General features: G+C 57.0%; 17 protein-coding genes and 1 pseudogene. 10 read left to right on the top strand and 8 right to left on the bottom strand.

The window, feature by feature from the left end; all coding sequences use genetic code 11:
• The first annotated feature begins 97 nt into the window (after positions 1-97).
• Both N7220_RS08170 and aroB read left to right on the top strand, forming a co-directional pair.
• Positions 98-631 carry a shikimate kinase gene (locus N7220_RS08170; RefSeq protein WP_425326776.1) on the top strand — a complete coding sequence of 178 codons (534 nt, stop codon included), beginning with the start codon at positions 98-100 and terminating at the stop codon, positions 629-631.
• Complete coding sequence (gene aroB, locus N7220_RS08165) at positions 618-1724, top strand: 3-dehydroquinate synthase (RefSeq protein ID WP_283150962.1); 1107 nt, start codon at positions 618-620, stop codon at positions 1722-1724. Before N7220_RS08170 ends, aroB begins: the two co-directional genes overlap by 14 nt.
• Here aroB and N7220_RS08160 read toward each other — a convergent pair.
• Positions 1679-2932: a YihY family inner membrane protein gene (locus N7220_RS08160; RefSeq protein WP_283150961.1), complete on the bottom strand. Its 1254-nt coding sequence runs from the start codon at positions 2930-2932 to the stop codon at positions 1679-1681. The genes aroB and N7220_RS08160 overlap by 46 nt on opposite strands.
• Positions 2933-3087: 155 nt before the next feature.
• Here N7220_RS08160 and wrbA point away from each other — a divergent pair, with 155 nt between their 5' ends.
• Positions 3088-3687 (top strand): NAD(P)H:quinone oxidoreductase, encoded by a 600-nt coding sequence (gene wrbA, locus N7220_RS08155; RefSeq protein ID WP_283150960.1) that lies wholly within the window; start codon positions 3088-3090, stop codon positions 3685-3687.
• Positions 3684-4067, top strand: a complete 384-nt coding sequence (locus N7220_RS08150) for a DUF2069 domain-containing protein (RefSeq protein ID WP_283150959.1) — start codon at positions 3684-3686, stop codon at positions 4065-4067. The genes wrbA and N7220_RS08150 overlap by 4 nt, the downstream gene beginning before the upstream one ends.
• Positions 4068-4303: 236 nt before the next feature.
• Here the strand turns inward: N7220_RS08150 and N7220_RS08145 are convergent, their stop codons facing one another.
• The 5 genes and pseudogenes from N7220_RS08145 to bcaP form a co-directional block, all read right to left on the bottom strand.
• Positions 4304-6094, bottom strand: coding sequence for a 2-isopropylmalate synthase (locus tag N7220_RS08145; RefSeq protein ID WP_283150958.1), 1791 nt, complete (start codon positions 6092-6094; stop codon positions 4304-4306).
• A gap of 130 nt (positions 6095-6224) precedes the next feature.
• Positions 6225-7013: a CDP-diacylglycerol--serine O-phosphatidyltransferase gene (gene pssA, locus N7220_RS08140; RefSeq protein ID WP_283150957.1), complete on the bottom strand. Its 789-nt coding sequence runs from the start codon at positions 7011-7013 to the stop codon at positions 6225-6227.
• A gap of 206 nt (positions 7014-7219) precedes the next feature.
• Positions 7220-7858, bottom strand: a pseudogene (locus N7220_RS08135) (phosphatidylserine decarboxylase); the annotation flags it as partial.
• Positions 7859-7898: 40 nt separating this feature from the next.
• Positions 7899-8501 carry a GNAT family N-acetyltransferase gene (locus N7220_RS08130; RefSeq protein WP_283150955.1) on the bottom strand — a complete coding sequence of 201 codons (603 nt, stop codon included), beginning with the start codon at positions 8499-8501 and terminating at the stop codon, positions 7899-7901.
• Between the two features lie 65 nt (positions 8502-8566).
• Entirely contained in the window at positions 8567-9964 is a 1398-nt protein-coding gene (gene bcaP, locus N7220_RS08125; protein ID WP_283150954.1) for a branched-chain amino acid transporter BcaP, read from the bottom strand.
• A gap of 364 nt (positions 9965-10328) precedes the next feature.
• Between bcaP and N7220_RS08120 the strand changes: the two genes are divergently transcribed.
• The 4 genes from N7220_RS08120 to N7220_RS08105 all read left to right on the top strand — a co-directional run bounded on the left by N7220_RS08120 (position 10329) and on the right by N7220_RS08105 (position 14508).
• Positions 10329-11189: a fructosamine kinase family protein gene (locus N7220_RS08120; protein ID WP_283150953.1), complete on the top strand. Its 861-nt coding sequence runs from the start codon at positions 10329-10331 to the stop codon at positions 11187-11189.
• Positions 11190-11328: 139 nt separating this feature from the next.
• Positions 11329-13398, top strand: coding sequence for a site-specific recombinase (locus tag N7220_RS08115; protein ID WP_283150952.1), 2070 nt, complete (start codon positions 11329-11331; stop codon positions 13396-13398).
• Entirely contained in the window at positions 13358-13954 is a 597-nt protein-coding gene (locus N7220_RS08110) for a 2OG-Fe(II) oxygenase (RefSeq protein WP_283150951.1), read from the top strand. The genes N7220_RS08115 and N7220_RS08110 overlap by 41 nt, the downstream gene beginning before the upstream one ends.
• A gap of 89 nt (positions 13955-14043) precedes the next feature.
• The gene (locus N7220_RS08105) at positions 14044-14508 is read left to right on the top strand and encodes an outer membrane lipoprotein (protein WP_283150950.1); all 465 of its coding nucleotides are present in this window, start codon (positions 14044-14046) and stop codon (positions 14506-14508) included.
• Positions 14509-14589: 81 nt separating this feature from the next.
• Here N7220_RS08105 and metF read toward each other — a convergent pair whose 3' ends face one another.
• Positions 14590-15420, bottom strand: coding sequence for a methylenetetrahydrofolate reductase [NAD(P)H] (gene metF / locus N7220_RS08100; protein ID WP_283150949.1), 831 nt, complete (start codon positions 15418-15420; stop codon positions 14590-14592).
• Between the two features lie 212 nt (positions 15421-15632).
• Here metF and N7220_RS08095 point away from each other — a divergent pair, with 212 nt between their 5' ends.
• Positions 15633-17060, top strand: coding sequence for a coniferyl aldehyde dehydrogenase (locus tag N7220_RS08095; protein WP_283150948.1), 1428 nt, complete (start codon positions 15633-15635; stop codon positions 17058-17060).
• A gap of 243 nt (positions 17061-17303) precedes the next feature.
• Positions 17304-17918 carry a lipid-binding SYLF domain-containing protein gene (locus N7220_RS08090; RefSeq protein WP_283150947.1) on the top strand — a complete coding sequence of 205 codons (615 nt, stop codon included), beginning with the start codon at positions 17304-17306 and terminating at the stop codon, positions 17916-17918.
• A 64-nt stretch (positions 17919-17982) separates the two neighbouring features.
• Here N7220_RS08090 and paeA read toward each other — a convergent pair whose 3' ends face one another.
• Complete coding sequence (gene paeA / locus N7220_RS08085) at positions 17983-19257, bottom strand: polyamine export protein PaeA (RefSeq protein WP_283150946.1); 1275 nt, start codon at positions 19255-19257, stop codon at positions 17983-17985.
• Between the last annotated feature and the right edge of the window lie 164 nt (positions 19258-19421).

The following is a 19421-nucleotide window of genomic DNA, read 5'->3' as shown; positions in this document are numbered from 1 at the left end:
GGAGCTTCGGCTCCCTTTTTTATTTTGCGGTGAACAGTCAGTTTGCATGCCCGGCCCCACGTGCCTTAGGCTAGCGGCTTCCTGTACAATCATATTTATGAAAATGCCAGGCAACTTCTTTCTGGTCGGCCTGATGGGCGCGGGTAAAACGACCGTCGGTCGCGCATTGGCGCGCGCTACCGGTAAAACCTTTTATGACTCCGATCATGAGATCGAAGCGCGTACCGGCGTGCGCGTGCCGACTATTTTTGAGCTCGAAGGCGAGGCCGGCTTTCGTGCGCGCGAATGCGCGGTGATTGCCGAACTTGCGGGCATGAAAGAGATCGTGCTGGCCACCGGCGGTGGTGCGGTGCTCAATCCGGACAATCGTGCCAGTTTGCGACGCGGCGGCTTTGTGATTTACCTGCGCGCCAACGTGGATGACTTGTACATGCGCACGGCCCACGACAAAAACCGCCCGCTGCTGCAAACGGCCAATCCTAAACAGCGTTTGGCCGAGTTGTTTGAAGCGCGCGATCCCCTCTATCGCGAAGTTGCTGATCTGGTCATCGATACCAGTCGGCAAACCGTCCAGCATTTGACTCATCAACTGTTGCAGCAACTGGAACACAAAGCGTATGCGCACCGTTAAGCTCGACCTTGGCACCGATTCTTATGACATTTTGATCGGCCGCGGGGTGCTGGCACAGGTAGATCGCATTACGGCGTTGCTGCCGCAACCACGCGTAGCCATCGTCACCAATACCACCGTGGCGCCGCTTTATCTGACGCCGCTGCAAGCAGGTCTCGAGGGCGCAGGCGTGCAGGTCGTCACGATTGTGCTACCCGACGGCGAGCAATACAAAACGTGGGAAACGCTGAATCTGATTTTTGATGGCCTGTTGCGCGCCCGTGCTGAACGCAAAACCACGTTGATTGCTTTGGGTGGTGGCGTGGTGGGCGATATGACGGGCTTTGCGGCTGCGGTCTACCAGCGTGGCGTGCCGTTTATCCAGATTCCGACCACGCTGCTGGCGCAAGTGGATTCATCCGTTGGCGGCAAAACAGCGATCAATCACCCGCTGGGCAAGAACATGATTGGTTCGTTCTACCAGCCCAAACTGGTGTTGGCGGATCTGGCCAGTCTGGATACCTTGCCCGCGCGTGAATTCTCCGCCGGCCTAGCCGAAGTCATCAAATATGGTTTGATTGATGATCTGGCGTTTTTTGAATGGCTGGAAGCCAACATTGAGCGCTTGATGGCGCGTGATACCGACGCGCTGGCATACGCGGTCGAGCGCAGTTGCCAGAACAAGGCACGCATTGTTGGCGAGGACGAAAAAGAACATGGCGTTCGCGCCTTGCTGAACCTGGGGCATACCTTTGGTCACGCCATTGAAACGGGCCTGGGTTACGGCGCCTGGCTGCATGGTGAAGGCGTTGCTGCCGGAATGGTACTGGCTGCGCGTGCTTCGCTCGAACTCGGTCAGATCACCCAGACCGATCTGGATCGCATCATCAAGCTGATCGCGGCTGCGGGCTTGCCGACGATTGCGCCTGATTTGGGATTCGAGCGCTTCTCGGATTTGATGGCGCAGGACAAGAAGGTCGACGCTGGCAAAATCAAGTTCATCTTGCTGCGCAAGCTGGGTGAGTCCTACATCGGCTCGCTCACGCCGACGGTCATCGCAGCGGCCCTTCAGGCTGGCTGTTCTGCCGACGCAGTGGCTTCCAGCGCGGCGTAATCAGCCAGACTCTCACTCAGGGAATGGCGCATCTGGCCGATCAGCTCTGCCAGATGTTGCCCGTCATGCGCGTAAAGAGGTGATACGACATGTTCGAATACCTCAACCAGCGTGATGCGTTCCAGGGATATCGCCAGCAACCACGCGTCGTCGCTGACCTGTTCCACCCAGCCTTTTTCCAGCATGCGTTCCAGCAAGGAGTGCGCGGTATCCAGCCCAAGGCTGACCTGGCGGCGTAGTGCGTCAATATGCATGATCTCGCCGCGATGGTGAGCCCGAGATAGCTCGACCAGCAAGCGCAAAGCCTGTTCGAAACGAATGCTGGCAAAGCTCTGCCAACGCCAGGCGTTGCCGTGCCAGTACGACAGGCTGGCGGAAAACACTGCGCCGCCCAATACAATCACCCAGCACATATAGAGCCAGGTCAAAAAGATCGGGAAGCTGGCAAAGGCGCCGTAGACCAGTTTGAGCGTTACAAACTGTTTGATGTACAAACCAAACAGCGCCTTCATCAATTCCAGCGCCACCCCGACCACCAGGCCCGCAGCGACGGCGTGACGCCGCGGTACGTAGCAATTGGGGATCATCTTGTACATCAGACTGAGCATGGCGAAGGTCACAAACCAGGGGCCGACGCGCACCGTGCTGTCGAAAATGCGAATCCCGCCGATCAAACCACCGCTGTGGTGGTAGATCCAGGAAGTCATGGATAAACTCAGGCCCAGCGCCAGCGGCCCCAGTGTGATGGCGGCCCAGTAAATCAGCGTTCTGGACAATAGCTTGCGCTGGCGTTGCACCGCCCAGATCTGGTTGAACGTTTTCTCGATATTGAAGACCAGCAGTAGCGCAGTGACGGCGAGGCCGATCGTGCCGAAGGCGGTGAGTTTTTCGGCGTTATCAGAGAACTGGCGCAAATAAACGCTGATGACCTTGCCCGAGGCATCGGGCACTAGGTTGGCTACGATAAAATAACGGAAGCGGGTGCTGTAATCGTCGAACATCGGAAACGCAGAAAACAACGTCAGCGCGATGGTGAACAGCGGAATAATCGCCAGCAAGGTGGTGTAAGTCAGGCTGCCGGCGGTTTGCATGCAGCGATCTTCCAGCAAACGGCGCCCGACAAATTTTAAGAATCCCAGCAAGCGGCGCCAGAACTGCAGGGTGAGCAGTACCTCTAATTTTTGTTTTGCCAGCGCAGACACATTCATGAGTTCGGAAGCTTCCTGAATAAATGGCCCATCAAGGGGCCAGCGAGAATTTATAATACGCAAGTTTAACCATACCGCCGCAGTTTAGCCGCGCCATTGTCATGGAGTGCTTCATTGTCCGGTACACATTCTGTTTTCTGCATCTGGAGTTTTCGTTGGCCGATATCCTGGTTCTGTACTACAGCACGCATGGCGCAACCCGCCAGCTGGCACAACTCATTGCACGCGGTATTGATGCGGTGCCTGGCGCGACCGCGCGGCTGCGCACAGTACCGAAGATATCCACGGTATGTGAAGCCACCGAGCCCGCTGTGCCAGAAACTGGCGCTCCCTATGTCTGGGAGCAAGACTTGATCGAATGTGTCGGGCTGGCAGTGGGTAGCCCGACCCGATTCGGCAATATGGCTGCGCCCATGAAGTACTTCTGGGACTCGACCATCAATGCCTGGCTGGCTGGCACACTGGCTGGCAAGCCGGCATGCGTGTTCACCAGCACGGGCTCCATGCATGGCGGGAACGAAGCAACCTTGCTGACCATGATGGTGCCACTGCTCCATCACGGCATGATCTTGCTCGGTACGCCGTATACCGAACCGGCGCTTTCTGCCACCGATACGGGCGGCACGCCATACGGCGTGAGTCATATTGCCGGCATGCGCGGCGAACAGCCCATCTCTGAACATGAACGGCAACTGGCCGTTGCCCAAGGCAAGCGGCTGGCTGAAGTGGCCCTCAAACTGGCGGTGGCAGCATGAGCCCGGCAGTACGGCGCGCGTGGGCGCAATGGACGTCTGTAGTGTGTGTGTTGCTGTTGATCGCGCTGTGTCTGGCGTGGGAGTTATGGCTGGCGCCTTTGCGACCTGGTGGTTCTTCGTTCGCGTTCAAGGCTGTGCCGCTTCTATTACCACTGCGTGGTTTGCTGCATGGGCGCCGTTACACCTACCAGTGGGCGTCGATGTTCATTTTGCTGTGGTGGATGGAAGGCTTGATGCGCTCATGGAGTGACGTTGGCTTGTCGCGCAATCTGGCAATGATTGAAGTGGCCATCACCACGGTCGCGTTTTTTGCGATTTCGTATTACGCCAAGTGGACGCGGCCCAGCGTGTTGAAGGCTGAAGCTGAAGCAGGAATGTAAAAGCGGGAAGTGGCTGGCTGAGGTATTGCAGAAGGGAAGGGGAAAATAATGCCGGAGCCTTGGGGTTCGCCGCAGAACGTCTGGTTCTGTGCGCCCAAGGTGTCAAAGGTTTTGGTAAAACCTTCGCCTGTCCTGCCTTGTGGGCGGATGGATTCCGGCAACTCCGCACTGCGAGGTGAACCGGGTCAGCGGCCGCTGACCCGTTCGCAGAATGCGCCATTGCGCCGATAAGCGACTTACACGGGTTGCGGATGGGTACGTGTGATTTTGCTATGTAACTTGTTGACGGCTGAGATATACGCCTTGGCGCTGGCCACCAGAATGTCGGTATCGGCGCCCTGACCATTAACCACGCGGCCTTCTTTGGAAAGACGCACAGTCACTTCGCCCTGGCTGTCCGTGCCTTGGGTAATGGCGTTCACCGAATACAACTGCATTTCAGCGCCGCTGCTGACAATCGATTCAATGGCGCGGAAGGTTGCATCAATCGGGCCATCGCCATCACAGGTGGCGCGTTTTTCGGCGCCGTCATCAGCCATGACCAGCGTGGCACTTGGTGTTTCGCCGGTTTCCGACACCACCTTCAGCGATGTCAGACGATATTTCTCTTGTTCGATGGCGATCAGTTCGTCGGACACCAGCGCATGCAGGTCTTCGTCGAAAATCTCGCGTTTGCGATCGGCCAACTCTTTAAAGCGGGCAAAGGCCGCGTTCAACGATTCTTCGCTGGCCAATTCAATACCCAGCTCGCCCAACTTGGTCTTGAAGGCATTACGGCCCGACAACTTGCCCAAGGTGAGGCGGTTGGTCGACCAGCCGACCGATTCGGCACTCATGATCTCGTAGGTTTCGCGATGCTTGAGCACGCCATCCTGGTGAATACCGGATTCGTGAGCAAAAGCATTGGCACCCACAATCGCCTTGTTCGGCTGCACCGGATAACCGGTAATGGTCGAAACCAGCTTGGAGGTCGGCACAATCTGCGTCGCGTCGATACGGGTTTCCAGGCCAAAGACGTCCTTGCGGGTTTTCACCGCCATGACGATCTCTTCCAGGCTGGCGTTACCGGCACGCTCGCCCAGACCATTGATAGTGCATTCCACCTGACGGGCGCCGCCCAGCACGGCGGACAGCGAGTTGGCGACCGACATGCCCAAGTCATCGTGGCAATGTGCCGACCAGATCACTGAATCACCGCCCGGGGTCGCGGCGATCAAATTGCGGAAGAACGATTCGGTAAAGTGCGGGACGGCATAGCCGACGGTGTCGGGCACGTTGATGGTTTTGGCGCCAGCCTTGATCACTTCGCCAAAAATACGGGCGAGGAATACCGGGTCAGAGCGCAGCGCGTCTTCGGCGGAGAATTCGACATCATCGGTGTATTCCAGACCAATCTTCACGGCTTTCACTGCGGCCTCGACCACTTGGTCCGGCGTCATGCGCAGCTTCTTTTCCATATGGATCGGGCTGGTGGCAATAAAGGTATGCACCCGGCCACGTGCGGCGTGTTTGATCGCTTCACCGGCAGCGCGTACATCACGCTCGTTGGCGCGAGCCAGCGAACAGATGGTGGATTCCTTGATGATTTCCGCAATCAGGCGAATCGACTCGGCATCGCCCGGGCTGGCGGCAGCAAAGCCGGCCTCGATGATGTCGACACCCAGGCGTTCCAGTTGGCGGGCGATACGGATTTTTTCTTCGCGAGTCATCGACGCGCCGGGCGATTGTTCGCCGTCACGCAATGTGGTGTCGAAAATAAACAAACGATCGCCCATATTCGGTGTGCTCCGTGTGCTCGGCGCGGTGGAAGCGCCGGTAAAGAAAGACTGGATGTCGAAAGATCGCCCCTGGCTGGCGGCGAGTCGGGTAAGACGGTTCAGTGCGGAGAGGGGCATGCTGCCGCGTTCACGCCATTTGTAGATGGCAGCGCGGGACACAGGATCGTCAGGGGAAAGGCGGTTGAGCGCATCGGCCAGCTCGCTGGGGCCGCCAAAGTGCTCGATCAGACGTTCAATGTCCACAGACATGTCATGCTCCAGACCAGTAATTGGACTCAAGCATAAAACGCTGTGGACATTTGGTCAAACGGTTTTGTCGAATTTCAGAACGAAATCGACAGTTAGCTTGACCGGTTGGACATTAATTACTACAAAATGTCTAATTTTCTGGAGGTGCGGAGTGGCTATTGCTACGTTCAACGGGTTTTTTACCCCGGCGCAGCATGTTCCAGGCCGACATGACATAGCCCGATGCGCCATAAGCAATAAACAGGCAGAACAAGACCAGCGGCGGCTTGGCGACAATCAGCATCAACAGCAGCAACATGACCAGCAGTGCCACAAACGGCACGGTCTTGCGCATATTGATTTCCTTGAAGCTCCAGAATTTGACGTTAGACACCATGGTCAGACCGGCAAACAGCGTGAAGAACAGCGCAATAAATGGCAGGGCATCGCTGAGCGGCGCCAGTTCTTCAGCGTATTCGTGGCTAATCCACACCAGGCCTGCGACCAGCGCGGCGGCCGAAGGGGAAGGCAGGCCCTGGAACCAGCGTTTGTCGCCCGTTTCCAGATTGGTATTGAAGCGTGCCAGGCGCATGGCGGCACCGGCGCAATAAACGAACGCGACCATCCAGCCAATCTTGCCGAAGTCGCGCAGCGCCCATTCGTACACCACCAGTGCTGGCGCCACGCCAAACGAAACCATGTCCGACAAGCTATCGAACTCAGCGCCAAAGGCGGATTGCGTGCGAGTCAGGCGCGCTACGCGGCCATCCAGCCCGTCCAGGATCATGGCAATGAAAATGGCCACGGCGGCGGGCACGAACATTTTGTTCATTGATTGAACAATGGCGTAGAAGCCGGAGAACAAGGCGGCCAGCGTGAACAGGTTAGGCAGCAGGTAAATACTTTGGCGGCGCAGAGTAATGGGGCGTTTGGATTGCATCGGCTATCCCTTATTGTTTGTAATGGTGAAAGCGCTAACAGAACCATTCTGTCGCGGCCTTGGCCGGGTATGGGCTGAAACGGTTGTGTTAGCGACCTGGAACGCTCCAGGTCAACAAGGTCTGCCTTGTTGGGCAGACCTTGCCGGGCTGACGGTGGAGATGAGACTTCCCGCCGTCATGACTCATACTGAATGCGGGTTTATTGCAGTTCGGCAAGGATGGTTTCGGTGGCCGAAACTTTGTCGCCAATCGTCACTCGCGGCTTGGCAGTGAGCGGCAAGTACACGTCAACGCGCGAGCCAAAGCGGATAAAACCGTAACGCTGGCCGCGAGCCAACTGATCGCCCACTTTGGCGTAGCAAAGAATACGGCGGGCTACCAGGCCAGCAATCTGCACAAAGGTGATCTGCGTGCCGTCGGCCAGTTTGGCCAGCACGGCATTGCGCTCGTTTTCTTTGGAGGCTTTATCCAGCGCGGCGTTCAGGAACGAACCGGCGTTGTATTCGATATGTTCGATGGTGGCATCAACCGGGCTGCGGTTGGAGTGCACGTTAAACACGTTCATGAATACGCTGATCTTGAGCGCTTCGACCTTGCGGTACGGGTCCATGGCTTTTTCGACGACCACGATACGGCCATCAGCCGGACTCAGAATAGCCTTGGGGTCGGCCACGATAACGCGAGGCGGATCGCGGAAGAACTGCACGACAAATACGGCAATGATCCAGAACGGAATCGACCATGCGCCAGCGAGCGCAGTCACCACGATGGCGACGATCAGGCTCAGGGCGATAAAGGGCCAGCCTTCGCGTGCCAGGATCGGATGTGGATAGTGCTTGTTCAAATTATTCCCCGGTACAAATTCGCAAAGAGCGAATTGTAACTCAGGGGCTGCTGATACGGGACGCCACGGTGTCGGGCGGCACACCAGCAGCCGCCGTCCGGGCATTCCAGCGCGCCCGGGTCAGACCATAACAATAAACATCTTCCGGATTGCCGCGGCTGGAGCCCCAACCGGGGCGCAGACCTTCACGCTGCATGCCCAGTTTTTCCAACAACGTGATCGAGGCGATATTGCGCGTGAACACTGTCGCATCCAGCCGACGTAGCGCCAGAGCGTCGAAGGCGTATTCGACCAATGCTCGTACCGCTTCGCTGGCATAGCCCTGTCCTTGCCACGGCAAGGCAATCCAGTAGCCCAGTTCGGCGCGGTGCTGTGGTACCAGATCGTGCAACTCAACACAGCCTATCACCTGGCCGTTGCCACGCAGGCGGATAGCCAGGTAAATGGCCTGCCGGTTCTGATAAAGGTCGGGATGTGTGGCTATCCAGCGCTGGGCTGCGCCGTCAGGATAGGGCCAGGGTGCATTGTCCAGCATCTCGATCAGCGTCGATTCGCCGGCGAATAGCTGTACATAAGCAGCATCAGCAGGCGTGAACGCAGTCAACAACAAGTTGGTCGTGACCAACAACGGAAAATCGCCCACGGCATGATCCAGAAGAAACACTAATCTGGATAATGCGCATGGGCGACTTGAGGTTGACCGGCTAGTTACCGCTGGGCGAGTTTTGAGTGGCGGCGTGAGTAACCGAAATACACCACAAAGCCAATCAGTAGCCAGATGCCAAAGGCTTGCCAGGTAATCGCTTGCAGGTTGCTCATCAAGAACAGGCAGAACGCGATACCCAGCAACGGCAGGAATGGCACGCCTGGGCAACGGAAGGCGCGATGCAGCTCGGGCCGGGTTTTGCGCAAGACAATCACTGCTACCGAGACCAGCGAGAACGCGGTCAAGGTGCCGATATTGATCAGTTCGGCCAGGATATTGAGCGGAATCAGCGCGGCGATAATGCCGAACACGATGCCGACGACCCATGTCGTGATAAACGGCGTGGCAAAGCGCGGATGTACTTTGGCCAGTTTTGCCGGCAGCAAGCCATCGCGCGACATGGCAAAGATCACACGGGTCTGGCCATACATCATCACCAGAATCACCGTTGTCATGCCCAGAATGGCGCCCAGATCGATAAACCCGGCTACCCAGTTCTGCCCGGCATATTGCAATGCCAGCGAGACCGGGTGATCGACACCGGCAAACTGCTGGTATGGCACGATACCGGTCATGATGGCGGAAACAGCGACATACAAAATGGTGCACACTGCCAGCGAACCGATAATGCCAATAGGTAGATCCCGCTTGGGGTTTTTGACTTCTTCCGCCGCACTGGAGACGGCGTCAAAACCAATAAAAGCAAAGAACAGCAAGGCCGCGGCGTTAAACATGCCATGGAAACCAAACGGCATGAACGGGGTCCAGTTGGCAGGTTTTACGTAACCTACGCCCACCACAATAAACAGCAGCACCACACCAATCTTGATCGCCACCATGATGTTGTTCAGCCGCGCAAAACCCGCGACACCAATTGAAACCAGCGTGGTGATCGCCATCATGATGAGAAAGGCGGGCAGATTAAACAGCGTATGCTTGCCCGGAACAGCGCCCGGCGCGGCGGTCAGAATGGTGGGTAAATCAATACCAAAGCCATGAATCAACGACTGGAAATAACCTGACCAGCCCACGGAAACCGCCGAAGTAGCCAGACCGTATTCCAGCATCAAATCCCAGCCGATAATCCAGGCGACCAGTTCGCCCAGCGTGGCGTAGGAATACGTGTAGATAGAGCCGGAAACCGGAATGGATGACGCGAATTCGGCATATGCCAACGCAGACAAGCCGCAGGCGATGGCGGCGATGACAAACGACAGCGTGAGCGCTGGACCTGCAGTCAGCGCGCCAGTGCCGGTCAGAACGAAAATGCCGGTGCCGATAATCGCACCGATGCCCATCAAAACCAGATCGGTTGGACCAAGGGCTTTTTTGAGGCCAGATACGCCGGATTGACTCACGGCCACCATGGCATCGATATTTTTGGTACGGAATAAACTCATGATTTCAGCTTTCGAAGATTGCGGCGGGACCGCCGGGTGCAAACTGCAACCCGGCTGCGTCGATTGCTCGCCTCGTGGGCTAACAGGAGCGGCGTAGCATTCCAGATGCCGGGGTGTGGCCGGGAATGGACGCCGCGTAGATGAACAGGACAGCCAGTCATACGGGTTGACCGATTCGCTGGCGCTGTCAAGATTCACTTGATGGGGTGTTCGCACAGTACATGCTTTGGTTTTGGCTTGTAAGGTTGAAAATCCCCACTTGCTTTCCTGGGTTTTCTATAGTTCAACTGTGCAAAAAATGGGCAATAAGTTTGCCCTATCGCGCCAGATTGTTTGCCATCCGGCACAGCAAAAGGATGCTTGAATGTGGAACGAAATCGTCGCTGAACTGGCTACAGTTATTGAGCGGCCACTGCAGTTTCGCCGGGCCGAAGTGGTGGCCGGAGGGGATATCAATGAGGCATGGCGCTTGCGCACTGACCAGGGCGACTGGTTCGTCAAACTGAACCAACACAATCGTCGCGAGATGTTTGAGGCCGAGCGAGAAGGTTTGCTGGCACTGGCTAAAGGGATTCACGTGCCGTCACCAGTGGTTTGTGGTGTGGCGGCGGGAAGTTCGTTTCAGGTGCTGGAATGGCTGGATTTACGGCGGCGTGGCGATGAAGCACAACTTGGCCAGCAACTGGCGCAACTGCATCGGCTAAGCGCAGCGAGCTTTGGCTGGCAGCGTGACAACACCATCGGTTCCACACCACAGCCCAATGGCTGGATGGACGACTGGGTCGAGTTCTATCGTGAGCGGCGTTTGCGGCATCAGTTTGATCTGGCGGCCAGCAACGGGTTGGCGCTGCACGATACCGAGCCATTGCTTGATGGGCTTAATGATTTCTTCGGCCAGCGCAAAGTAGTGCCTTCGCTGTTACACGGTGATCTGTGGGGCGGCAATGCGGCGTATCTGCCGGATGGCAGCCCGGTGGTGTTTGACCCCGCCTGCTACTATGGTGACCGCGAAGCAGACTTGGCGTTGACCATGTTGTTTGGTGGATTCAGCCCGGCGTTTTATCAGGCTTATCAGGCAACGTGGCCGCTGGATAGCGGCTTTGAACGGCGCCGCGATCTTTACAATCTTTACCATGTGGTCAATCACGCCAACATGTTTGGCGGCGGCTATGTGCATAGAGCGCAGACGATGATTGACGCGCTGCTTGTGAACATTTCGGCTTGACGCTACCTGCCGGGTTTACCGTTTAATGCTGCTCCGCCGCAAATGCCATCGGCAAGACGGCGTGCAGCGAATATATATAAAACAAATACATAACAATCGATCGCCCAGATCGTGAACTTGACCCACTCCAGGAGAATGCATGCAAGCAACCTTGCACGCCATGATAGATGCATCCCCCGAGCGCGCCCCGGAGTTGCTGCGGCAACTGGTTGCGGCCATGCGGCCACGCCGGGTAGACGACACGCAAGCCGCCATCAACAGCGTGCGCTCGTTGGCGTATTTGCTGGAGCAATCGCCCCAAGCTCGTGCCGCCGTGCGCCGTTGTCTGCTGTCGGTGCTGTCGCGCAGCGAGCAAGTGCAGTTCTTTGCCGACACCGGCATTTTGTCGAACGAGAGTTTTTTTGCCGCGGTATCGCGCCGCATTGGCGACCGCATCCTGCCGCCCGCGCCCATTCCCGGCTCGCTGCGCGATCTGTTTGGCAGCGTGTTTTTTCGGCATAACGATTACATCTGGCTCGAAGCGATTCCGCAGGACATCTGGTTTAGCCTGGGCCGGGCGCTGCATATCGAAGAGGAAACCGACTTCGAGCAAATCGGGCGGATTCGGGTGCAAGTGCTGGAGGCCATTGAGGTCCTGTCGACACGCATTGCCGCGATCGGGCTTGAGCCGGAGATCGTGCGCAATCATCCAGACGCCAAGCGTTTTGTGTCGCCGTTCGTGCGGCAGAATCTGGAGGTTCATACCTTCATCGAACACAATCTGCAGGCGATGACCAACAAGGTGCCGCCGCAGGAAGACGAGCGCCACATTCTGGTATTGCTGGAACAGTGTGAAGAAGTGGTGGTGCGGGTGCGCAAACACGCGCTGCGCAACGGGGTGTCAGTGAGCCTCACGTACCACCTGCTGCGCCTCACTCAGCATATTGAACGGCTTAAAGCCCTGCTGCGGGTGGTTTCAGTATCTCGCACCAAGGAAAAAGGCGAAGCCATGCTGGGCGTCAGTATCGCCCTGGTCCGTGCCGAAAACCGCAAACACTCCTTGCGGGACGTGTTCGCCGAAAATACCGAATTGCTGGCGCTGCAGGTGACCGAGCATGCCAGCCACACCGGCGGCCACTACATTGCCGAGTCGCGCAAGGAATGGCGCAACATGTTCCGCTCGGCCGCGGGCGCCGGGTTGATTGTCGGCTTTATGGCGCTGTTCAAGCTGCTGGTGGCCAAAGCGCACTTGCCGCTATTGCTGGAAGCGCTGGTTTTCGGCTTGAACTACGCGTTTGGTTTCATGCTGGTGCATATCGTTCATTGCACCATCGCTACCAAACAACCGGCGATGACGGCAGCGAAGATTGCCGCCACGCTGCATGAAGGCACGCGCTCGGGCAAGCTCAAGCCGGAAGACATCAACCAACTCAGTGAGTTGATCGTCAAAGTCTTTCGCACCCAGTTTGTGGCGATCATGGGCAACGTGCTGGTGGTGCTGCCAACCGCGTTGCTGATTGCGCTGGCGTGGGTTTGGGTAACCGGTAGCCCGGTGGTGGACGTCGACAAAGCCCAGCATCTGTTGCACGACCTGAATCCGATCCAGAGCCTGGCCTTGTTTCACGCTGGTATTGCCGGGGTATGCCTGTTTCTGGCCGGATTGATCTCGGGTTATTACGACAACAAAGCGTTGTATAACCAGATTCCGCAACGGATCGCTGCCTTGCCGTGGCTGAACAGGCTGGCCGGCGAATCGCGCGCCAGGCGGCTTGGTACTTACATTGGCGACAATCTGGGCGCGCTGGCTGGTAATTTCTACTTTGGCTTGATGCTGGGCACGATTGGTACCATAGGCGTACTACTGGGCTTGCCGATTGATATTCGCCATATCACTTTCTCGTCTGCGTATCTGTCGTTTGCCGCAGTGAGTTATGACTTCACGCTGGACTGGCACGTAGTGGCCATTTCGGCGGTCGGCATCGCGCTGATCGGCTTGATCAACTTGCTGGTGAGTTTCGGGCTGGCGCTGTGGGTGGCGCTGCGTTCGCGCAAACTGACCCTGCGTTCGACTCGTCCCATTGTTGGCAGACTGCTGCGACGCGCTGTGACCCGTCCGCAGGACTTCCTGATTCCGCCGCGCGCCAAACCGGAAGAAACCAGGGTTATCGAATTAACAGGAGAATCCGTTGTTGAGTGGGTACAACACCGTCGTGCAAGCACTGGTCGATGAAGGCAAGTTTGTCTGGCCAGGGTTTTTGAATCCGCAACAGGTCGCCGCACTGCGGGCCGATATGGACGCGCTCCAGGCTGATTTTCGCCCTGCGGGAGTCGGGCGCGAGCAAGGCTATCAGCGTGATATCAGCATTCGTGGGGATGAAGTCCTGTGGCTGGACAACGATGCGCCGCTCGCGGTGCCGGTACTGGACCAACTGGAAGAATTGCGCCAGGCCTTCAATGCCAGTCTTTATCTGGGACTGGTGGAATTTGAAGCCCATTTCGCGGTCTATCCGGCGGGTGGCTTTTACCAGCGCCATCTGGACCAGCACCGCAACGCTGATACGCGGGTTGTGACCTTCGTGCTGTACCTGAACGAAGACTGGCAAGATAGCGATGGCGGCCAGCTGCGCATTTATCTGGACAGCCAGGACCATGGTTGCACGCAGGACGTGACTCCGCATGGCGGTACGCTGGTGCTGTTTCTGTCTGACCGCTTCGAGCATGAAGTGCTGCCGGCGACACGAGAACGCCGCTCACTGACTGGCTGGTTCCGGCGGCGGCCAGTGTGAATGTTGCGGCGTCAGGTGCTACCTGAAGCAACTATAATGTGTTGATTCCTTGTGAAAATTCATACGTACTTCAGCATCCGGAGATAGCCATGAAACTGCGCAGCACCCTTGTCATTGCTCTTGCCGCTACCTCGCTCGCGCTGGTCGGTTGCGCCAGTGATTCGGCCAACACTTACACTCGCAGCCAGGCCATGCGTACCTCTACGGCGCAGGCGGGGATTGTGGAAAGTGTTCGTAACGTGCGCATTCAGAATGACACTAATGCAATCGGCACCATTGCGGGTGGCGTGATTGGCGGGGCAGCTGGTAGCCAGATTGGCGGTGGCAACGGCGCGATTGTGGCGGGTGTACTGGGCGCGATTGCCGGTGGTGTGGCGGGTAACCAGATTGAAAAGAACGGCTCGACGCAGGCTGCGCTGGAAATTACCGTGCGCCTGGATAACGGCCAACGCTTGGTGATTACCCAGGCGGCGGACATGAGCTTCTCGGCCGGGCAACGGGTTGATGTCATCAGTGACGGCCAGACCAGCCGCGTGGTGCCAGTGCAGCGTTAAGCCGTCATTTCGGGTAGATGTCCGCACAAAACAAAAGGGCCGATTCGGCCCTTTTGTTTTGGTATTGCCTGCGAGCCCGCTTTAGCGGCCCAGACGCTGGCAGATCGTCGATACCGCACCAGCGGCATTGAGCGTGTAAAAGTGCAGACCAGGTACGCCCGCAGTCAGCAAGCGGTCGCAGAGCTCGGTAATGAAATCCAGGCCCAAAGCGCGGATCGATGCGCTGTCATCACCAAACGATTGCAAGCGCAACTTCAGCCAGCGCGGAATTTCCGCTCCGCACATTTCCGAGAAACGATTGAGCTGATTGAAGTTCTGGATCGGCATGATGCCTGGCACCACCGGAATCTTCACCCCGCGTGCGGTCACTTCATCCACAAAGCGGAAATAGGCATCGGCATTGAAGAAATACTGGGTGATGGCCGAATCGGCTCCGGCGTTGACCTTGTTCACAAAGTTACGCAGGTCAGCCTCGGCACTGGCGGACTGCGGGTGATATTCCGGGTAGGCCGCCACTTCAATGTGAAAATGTTCGCCATGTTGCTCGCGGATAAACGCCACCAGTTCGTTGGCGTAACGGAACTCACCGACATCCACCATGCCTGACGGAATATCGCCGCGTAAAGCCACGATATGGCGAATGCCGTTGTCACGATAGCGTTGCAGAATCTCGGCCACACTGGCCCGACTGGAGCCGATACAGGACAAATGCGGTGCCGCCGCCAGCCCTTCGGACTGGATATCCAGCACGGCATTGAGCGTGCCGTCCTGGGTGGTGCCACCCGCGCCAAAGGTCACTGAGCAATATTCTGGCTTGAACTGCGCCAGCTGCCGCCGCGTAATTCGCAGTTTGTCGGCGCCCTCAGTGGTTTTGGGCGGAAAGAATTCAAAGCTGATGGGCGTCTGGCTCACGATGTCTTGTCATATCTTCTAATAACAACGGGGCATCTTAACACTGAGCATCCATTGCTGGCTCGCCGCCAGCTTCATGCCGCCGTGAGTCCGATGCATGTAGGACATTTCAAACAAACGAATGCGGCGAGCATCCTATGACTGATTTGTGCGAATGTACCTACAATGATGTTTATTCATTCACGCCAGAGCCAGGTTTAGCCCGAGCGCCAATGCAAAACGCCCAACATGATTTGCCCGAACTGACCCGCAGTGATCTCGGCGTCCACTTTGCCCGTTTACGGAAGGCACAGCGCGCCCAGCCGTTTCCCGACTGGTCACAGCGGGCGGCGCGGTTGCTGGCATTGCGGCGGCTGCTTCTGGAAAATCGTCAGGCCATCATCGCCGCCATCAATAACGATTTTGGTCAGCGTCCGGCTCAGGAAACCGAGCTGCTGGAACTGGCGCCGACGCTGGCTGGCATCGCCCACGCATTACACGCCGGTCCACGCTGGATGAGGGCGCGTCGGCGAGCCACGGGCTGGCAATTATGGCCAGCGCGGGCGCAGGTATTGCCGCAGCCGCGCGGTGTGGTTGGCATTGTGGTGCCCTGGAATTACCCGGCATTTCTGGCCTTTGGGCCGTTGATTGCCGCATTTGCTGCCGGTAACCGGGCGCTGATCAAGTTGTCTGAGGCATCGCCGGCGCTGTGCCAGTTACTGCAACAGCTATGCCCCCACTATTTTGCGCAAGACGAACTGGTGTTCCTGGGCGGCGATGTCAGCCAGGCCAAGGCGTTTGTCGAGTTGCCGTTTGATTATTTGCTCTTTACTGGTTCGACCAGCGTCGGGCGCAGCGTTATGCAGACTGCTGCGAAAAACCTGACGCCGGTGACGCTGGAGTTGGGCGGGAAGTCGCCCGCGCTGATTCTGAATGACTACGATTTTGAACAGGCGGTCTCGCGCATCTTGTACGGCAAGCTGGTGAATGCCGGGCAAACCTGCATCGCGCCAGACTATGTATTGCTGCCGCGTGGGCGCGAGGCTGATTTTATTGCCATCGCCAAACGCTGGACACAACGACACTACCCGGATTTTCCGCAAGACTTTGCCTCAATGGCGACGCCCGCTCAGTATCAGCGGATGCAGAAGATCCACGACGATGCATTGACGCTGGGCGCGTTAGCTCATGCCTTGGTGCCGCCGCAGGCCAATTCGGCGGAGTCCCGGTTTTTTACGCCATATGTGTACACCGGCGTGCCCGACGATGCGCGATTGTTGAACGAAGAACTCTTTGGACCGTTATTGCCGCTCGTGCCGTATGACGATCTGGAACAAGCACTGAGCTATATCAACCTGCGTCCGCAGCCACTGGCGCTGTATGCATTTACCCGGTCGCGCAAGAAACAGACTCGCATCCTGCGAGAAACACAGGCCGGTGGCGTCACCATTAACGACACCTTGTTGCATATCGCCGCAGCTGATCTGCCGTTTGGTGGTGTGGGGCAGAGCGGCATGGGGGCATATCACGGTCAGGCCGGGTTTGATTCGTTTTCTCACCTCAAGCCGGTGCTGCGCCAAGGCGTAGTGCGAGCGATGGATTGGCTGGAGCCGCCTTATGGGGAAGTCTTTACCCGCGTAATCCGGTTGTTGTTGAAATGACAAATTACCAGTGCAGCCGTGTCAGTCAACCAGGCAACTTGGCGCGAGCCTGGCTATAACAAGCATGTCCCGCACAGTGCATCTGGCTGGCGCTGGCTTATATTGAAGGAATGTATCAGGGGGAAAGTAATTCGGCACCCGCCGAACCAGTTGCTGCATCCGCGCGGCAATATGGACGGAACGCAGATTCCGGGATTGACGGTGTTGCATACCGATAATGTCACTTGATAGGAGAACATCAATATGAACAAGAAATGGCTCGTTATCCCCGCAGCAGTTGCTCTGCTTTTCGGTGCCCAGGCTTACGCTGATGAAATGCCTGCTACGGGTGGCTCAGCTGGCGCCAACGCCAAGTCCCCAGAGGAACAACGTCAGGCAGTACGCGCTGTGACCAAGGATACGCTGGAGACGGTTTACAAGAAGCACCCGACTGCCAAGGATGCCATTGCCAAATCCGCCGGTTATGCGGTCTTCAATAACGGTAGTGCGACCATATTGTTTGCGGGTGCCGGTGGTGGTGAAGGCTTGGCGGTTAACCAAAGCGATGGGCATGAAATCTTCATGCGTATGGTTCAAGTCAAGGGTGGCTTGGGTCTGGGTATCAAAAATACCCGGTTGGTGCTGATATTTCCGAACAAAGAAGCTTTCCACAAGTTTGTGACCAAAGGCTGGGTGTTTGGTGGTGAAGCGGGCGCGTCGGCCAAGGCGGGTGATACAGGTGGTGGTTTTGAAGGTGCTCGTGCCGTTGGGGAAGGCGTTTACGCTTACCAGTTCACCGAAAACGGCGCTGATGCTGAAGTTACCGTATCCGGCACCAAGTACTACGTGGACAAAGACCTGAACAAAGGCAAGAAATAAGCCTGCCAGCGTTCTGCGCTAACCCGCGAAGGGTGTAAAAAAAAGGGGCCATGTGCCCCTTTTTTCATGCCGGCAAGCGGCTGATCAAGACCTGATCGATCTTGTGATGGTCAATATCCACCACCTCAAAACGGAACCCGCCGTATTCCACTGCCTCGGCTTTCTTGGGGATACGTTTGAGCTTGAGCATCAAAAAGCCCGCCAGCGTGTCGTAGTTCTCTTCATCGGGCATTTCGTTCAGTTCAATGGCACGCTTCAGATCGCCAATCGGGGTCATGCCATCGACCAGCCAGGAATTCTCATCGCGGCGCACGATCTGGTCTTCATCACTGTTATCGACGATGCTGCCAATCAACTGGCCGGTGACGTCATTGAGCGAGATCACGCCCACGACCAACGCATATTCGTTGATGATCACTGCGAAGTCTTCACGGGTTTCGCGGAATCGATCCAGTACGTCGGCCAGCGATAATGTATCGGGCACCACCAGCACGGTTTTGACGGCGATTTCGCGCAGCGTGGCAACCAGTGCTGCTTGCGGATTTTTCAGGATGGCATGCAGCAAATCTTTGGCATCGATATAGGCAAACACGGTGTCGATGCTGCTGTTCTCGCACAGCGGAAACTTGGCGTGCGGCTGGCTGGCGATCTTCTGGCGGATGGCGGCATCCGTATCGGTGAGCGAGAAATAAACTACGGCTTCGCGCGCGGTCATGGCGGAGGGTAAAAAGCGCTCGGCCAGTTCAAACACATTCTCGATAAAGCGGTGTTCCTGCTTGTGCAGCGTTCCTGCCTCGGCCCCCGCATCGACCAGCGCCACGATCTCGCCGGCGGTGACAGTTTCTGAGCGCTGGGCGGGCATGCCCAGCATTTTCAACACCACTGTGGCGACGCCGTTAAACAACAACACGAATGGCATCAGGATCAACGAACACCAGCGCATTGGCCGCACGATGGCCACCGCCACCTGTTCGGGCGCCACCATCCCCAAGCGTTTGGGAATCAGATCCGCAAACTGGATGAACAAACCGGTGGTGATCAAAAAGGTGCTTAGAAAGGCCAGCTTGGCGGCCAGCGCCGGGTCTAGCGAGCCAAATAGTCGCAACAGCAGCGGCGAGAAGGTGGCATCACCTACAATCCCGCCCAGAATGGCCACGGCGTTGACGCCAATCTGCACTACGGTAAAGAAGTCTCCGGGCTTTTCTTGCAGATCGATCACCGCTTGCGCGCGTGGCTCGCCTTCTTCGGCCAGCATTTGCAGTTTGAATTTACGCGCGGAGGCTAACGAGATTTCCGACATCGAGAAGAAGGCGGATAACGCGATCAGCAGAACCAGCAAAAAGAGACCTGTTGATATGCTCAATGGATACCCCGATGGCCGAAGATTATTAGTGTCGTATTCGCAAAATAGCGCATATCGATCCAAGTTGTGAGGAACTCTTGCCGCAGAGGTTCATGTCAAGGGGGTAAGGTCAGACTTCCAGTGTGACAGGTGCGGCATTC

The sequence above is a fragment of the Silvimonas soli genome (genome assembly GCF_030035605.1).
Taxonomy (GTDB): Bacteria; Pseudomonadota; Gammaproteobacteria; order Burkholderiales; family Chitinibacteraceae; genus Silvimonas; species Silvimonas soli.
This window is presented reverse-complemented; position numbering and strand designations above follow the sequence as displayed.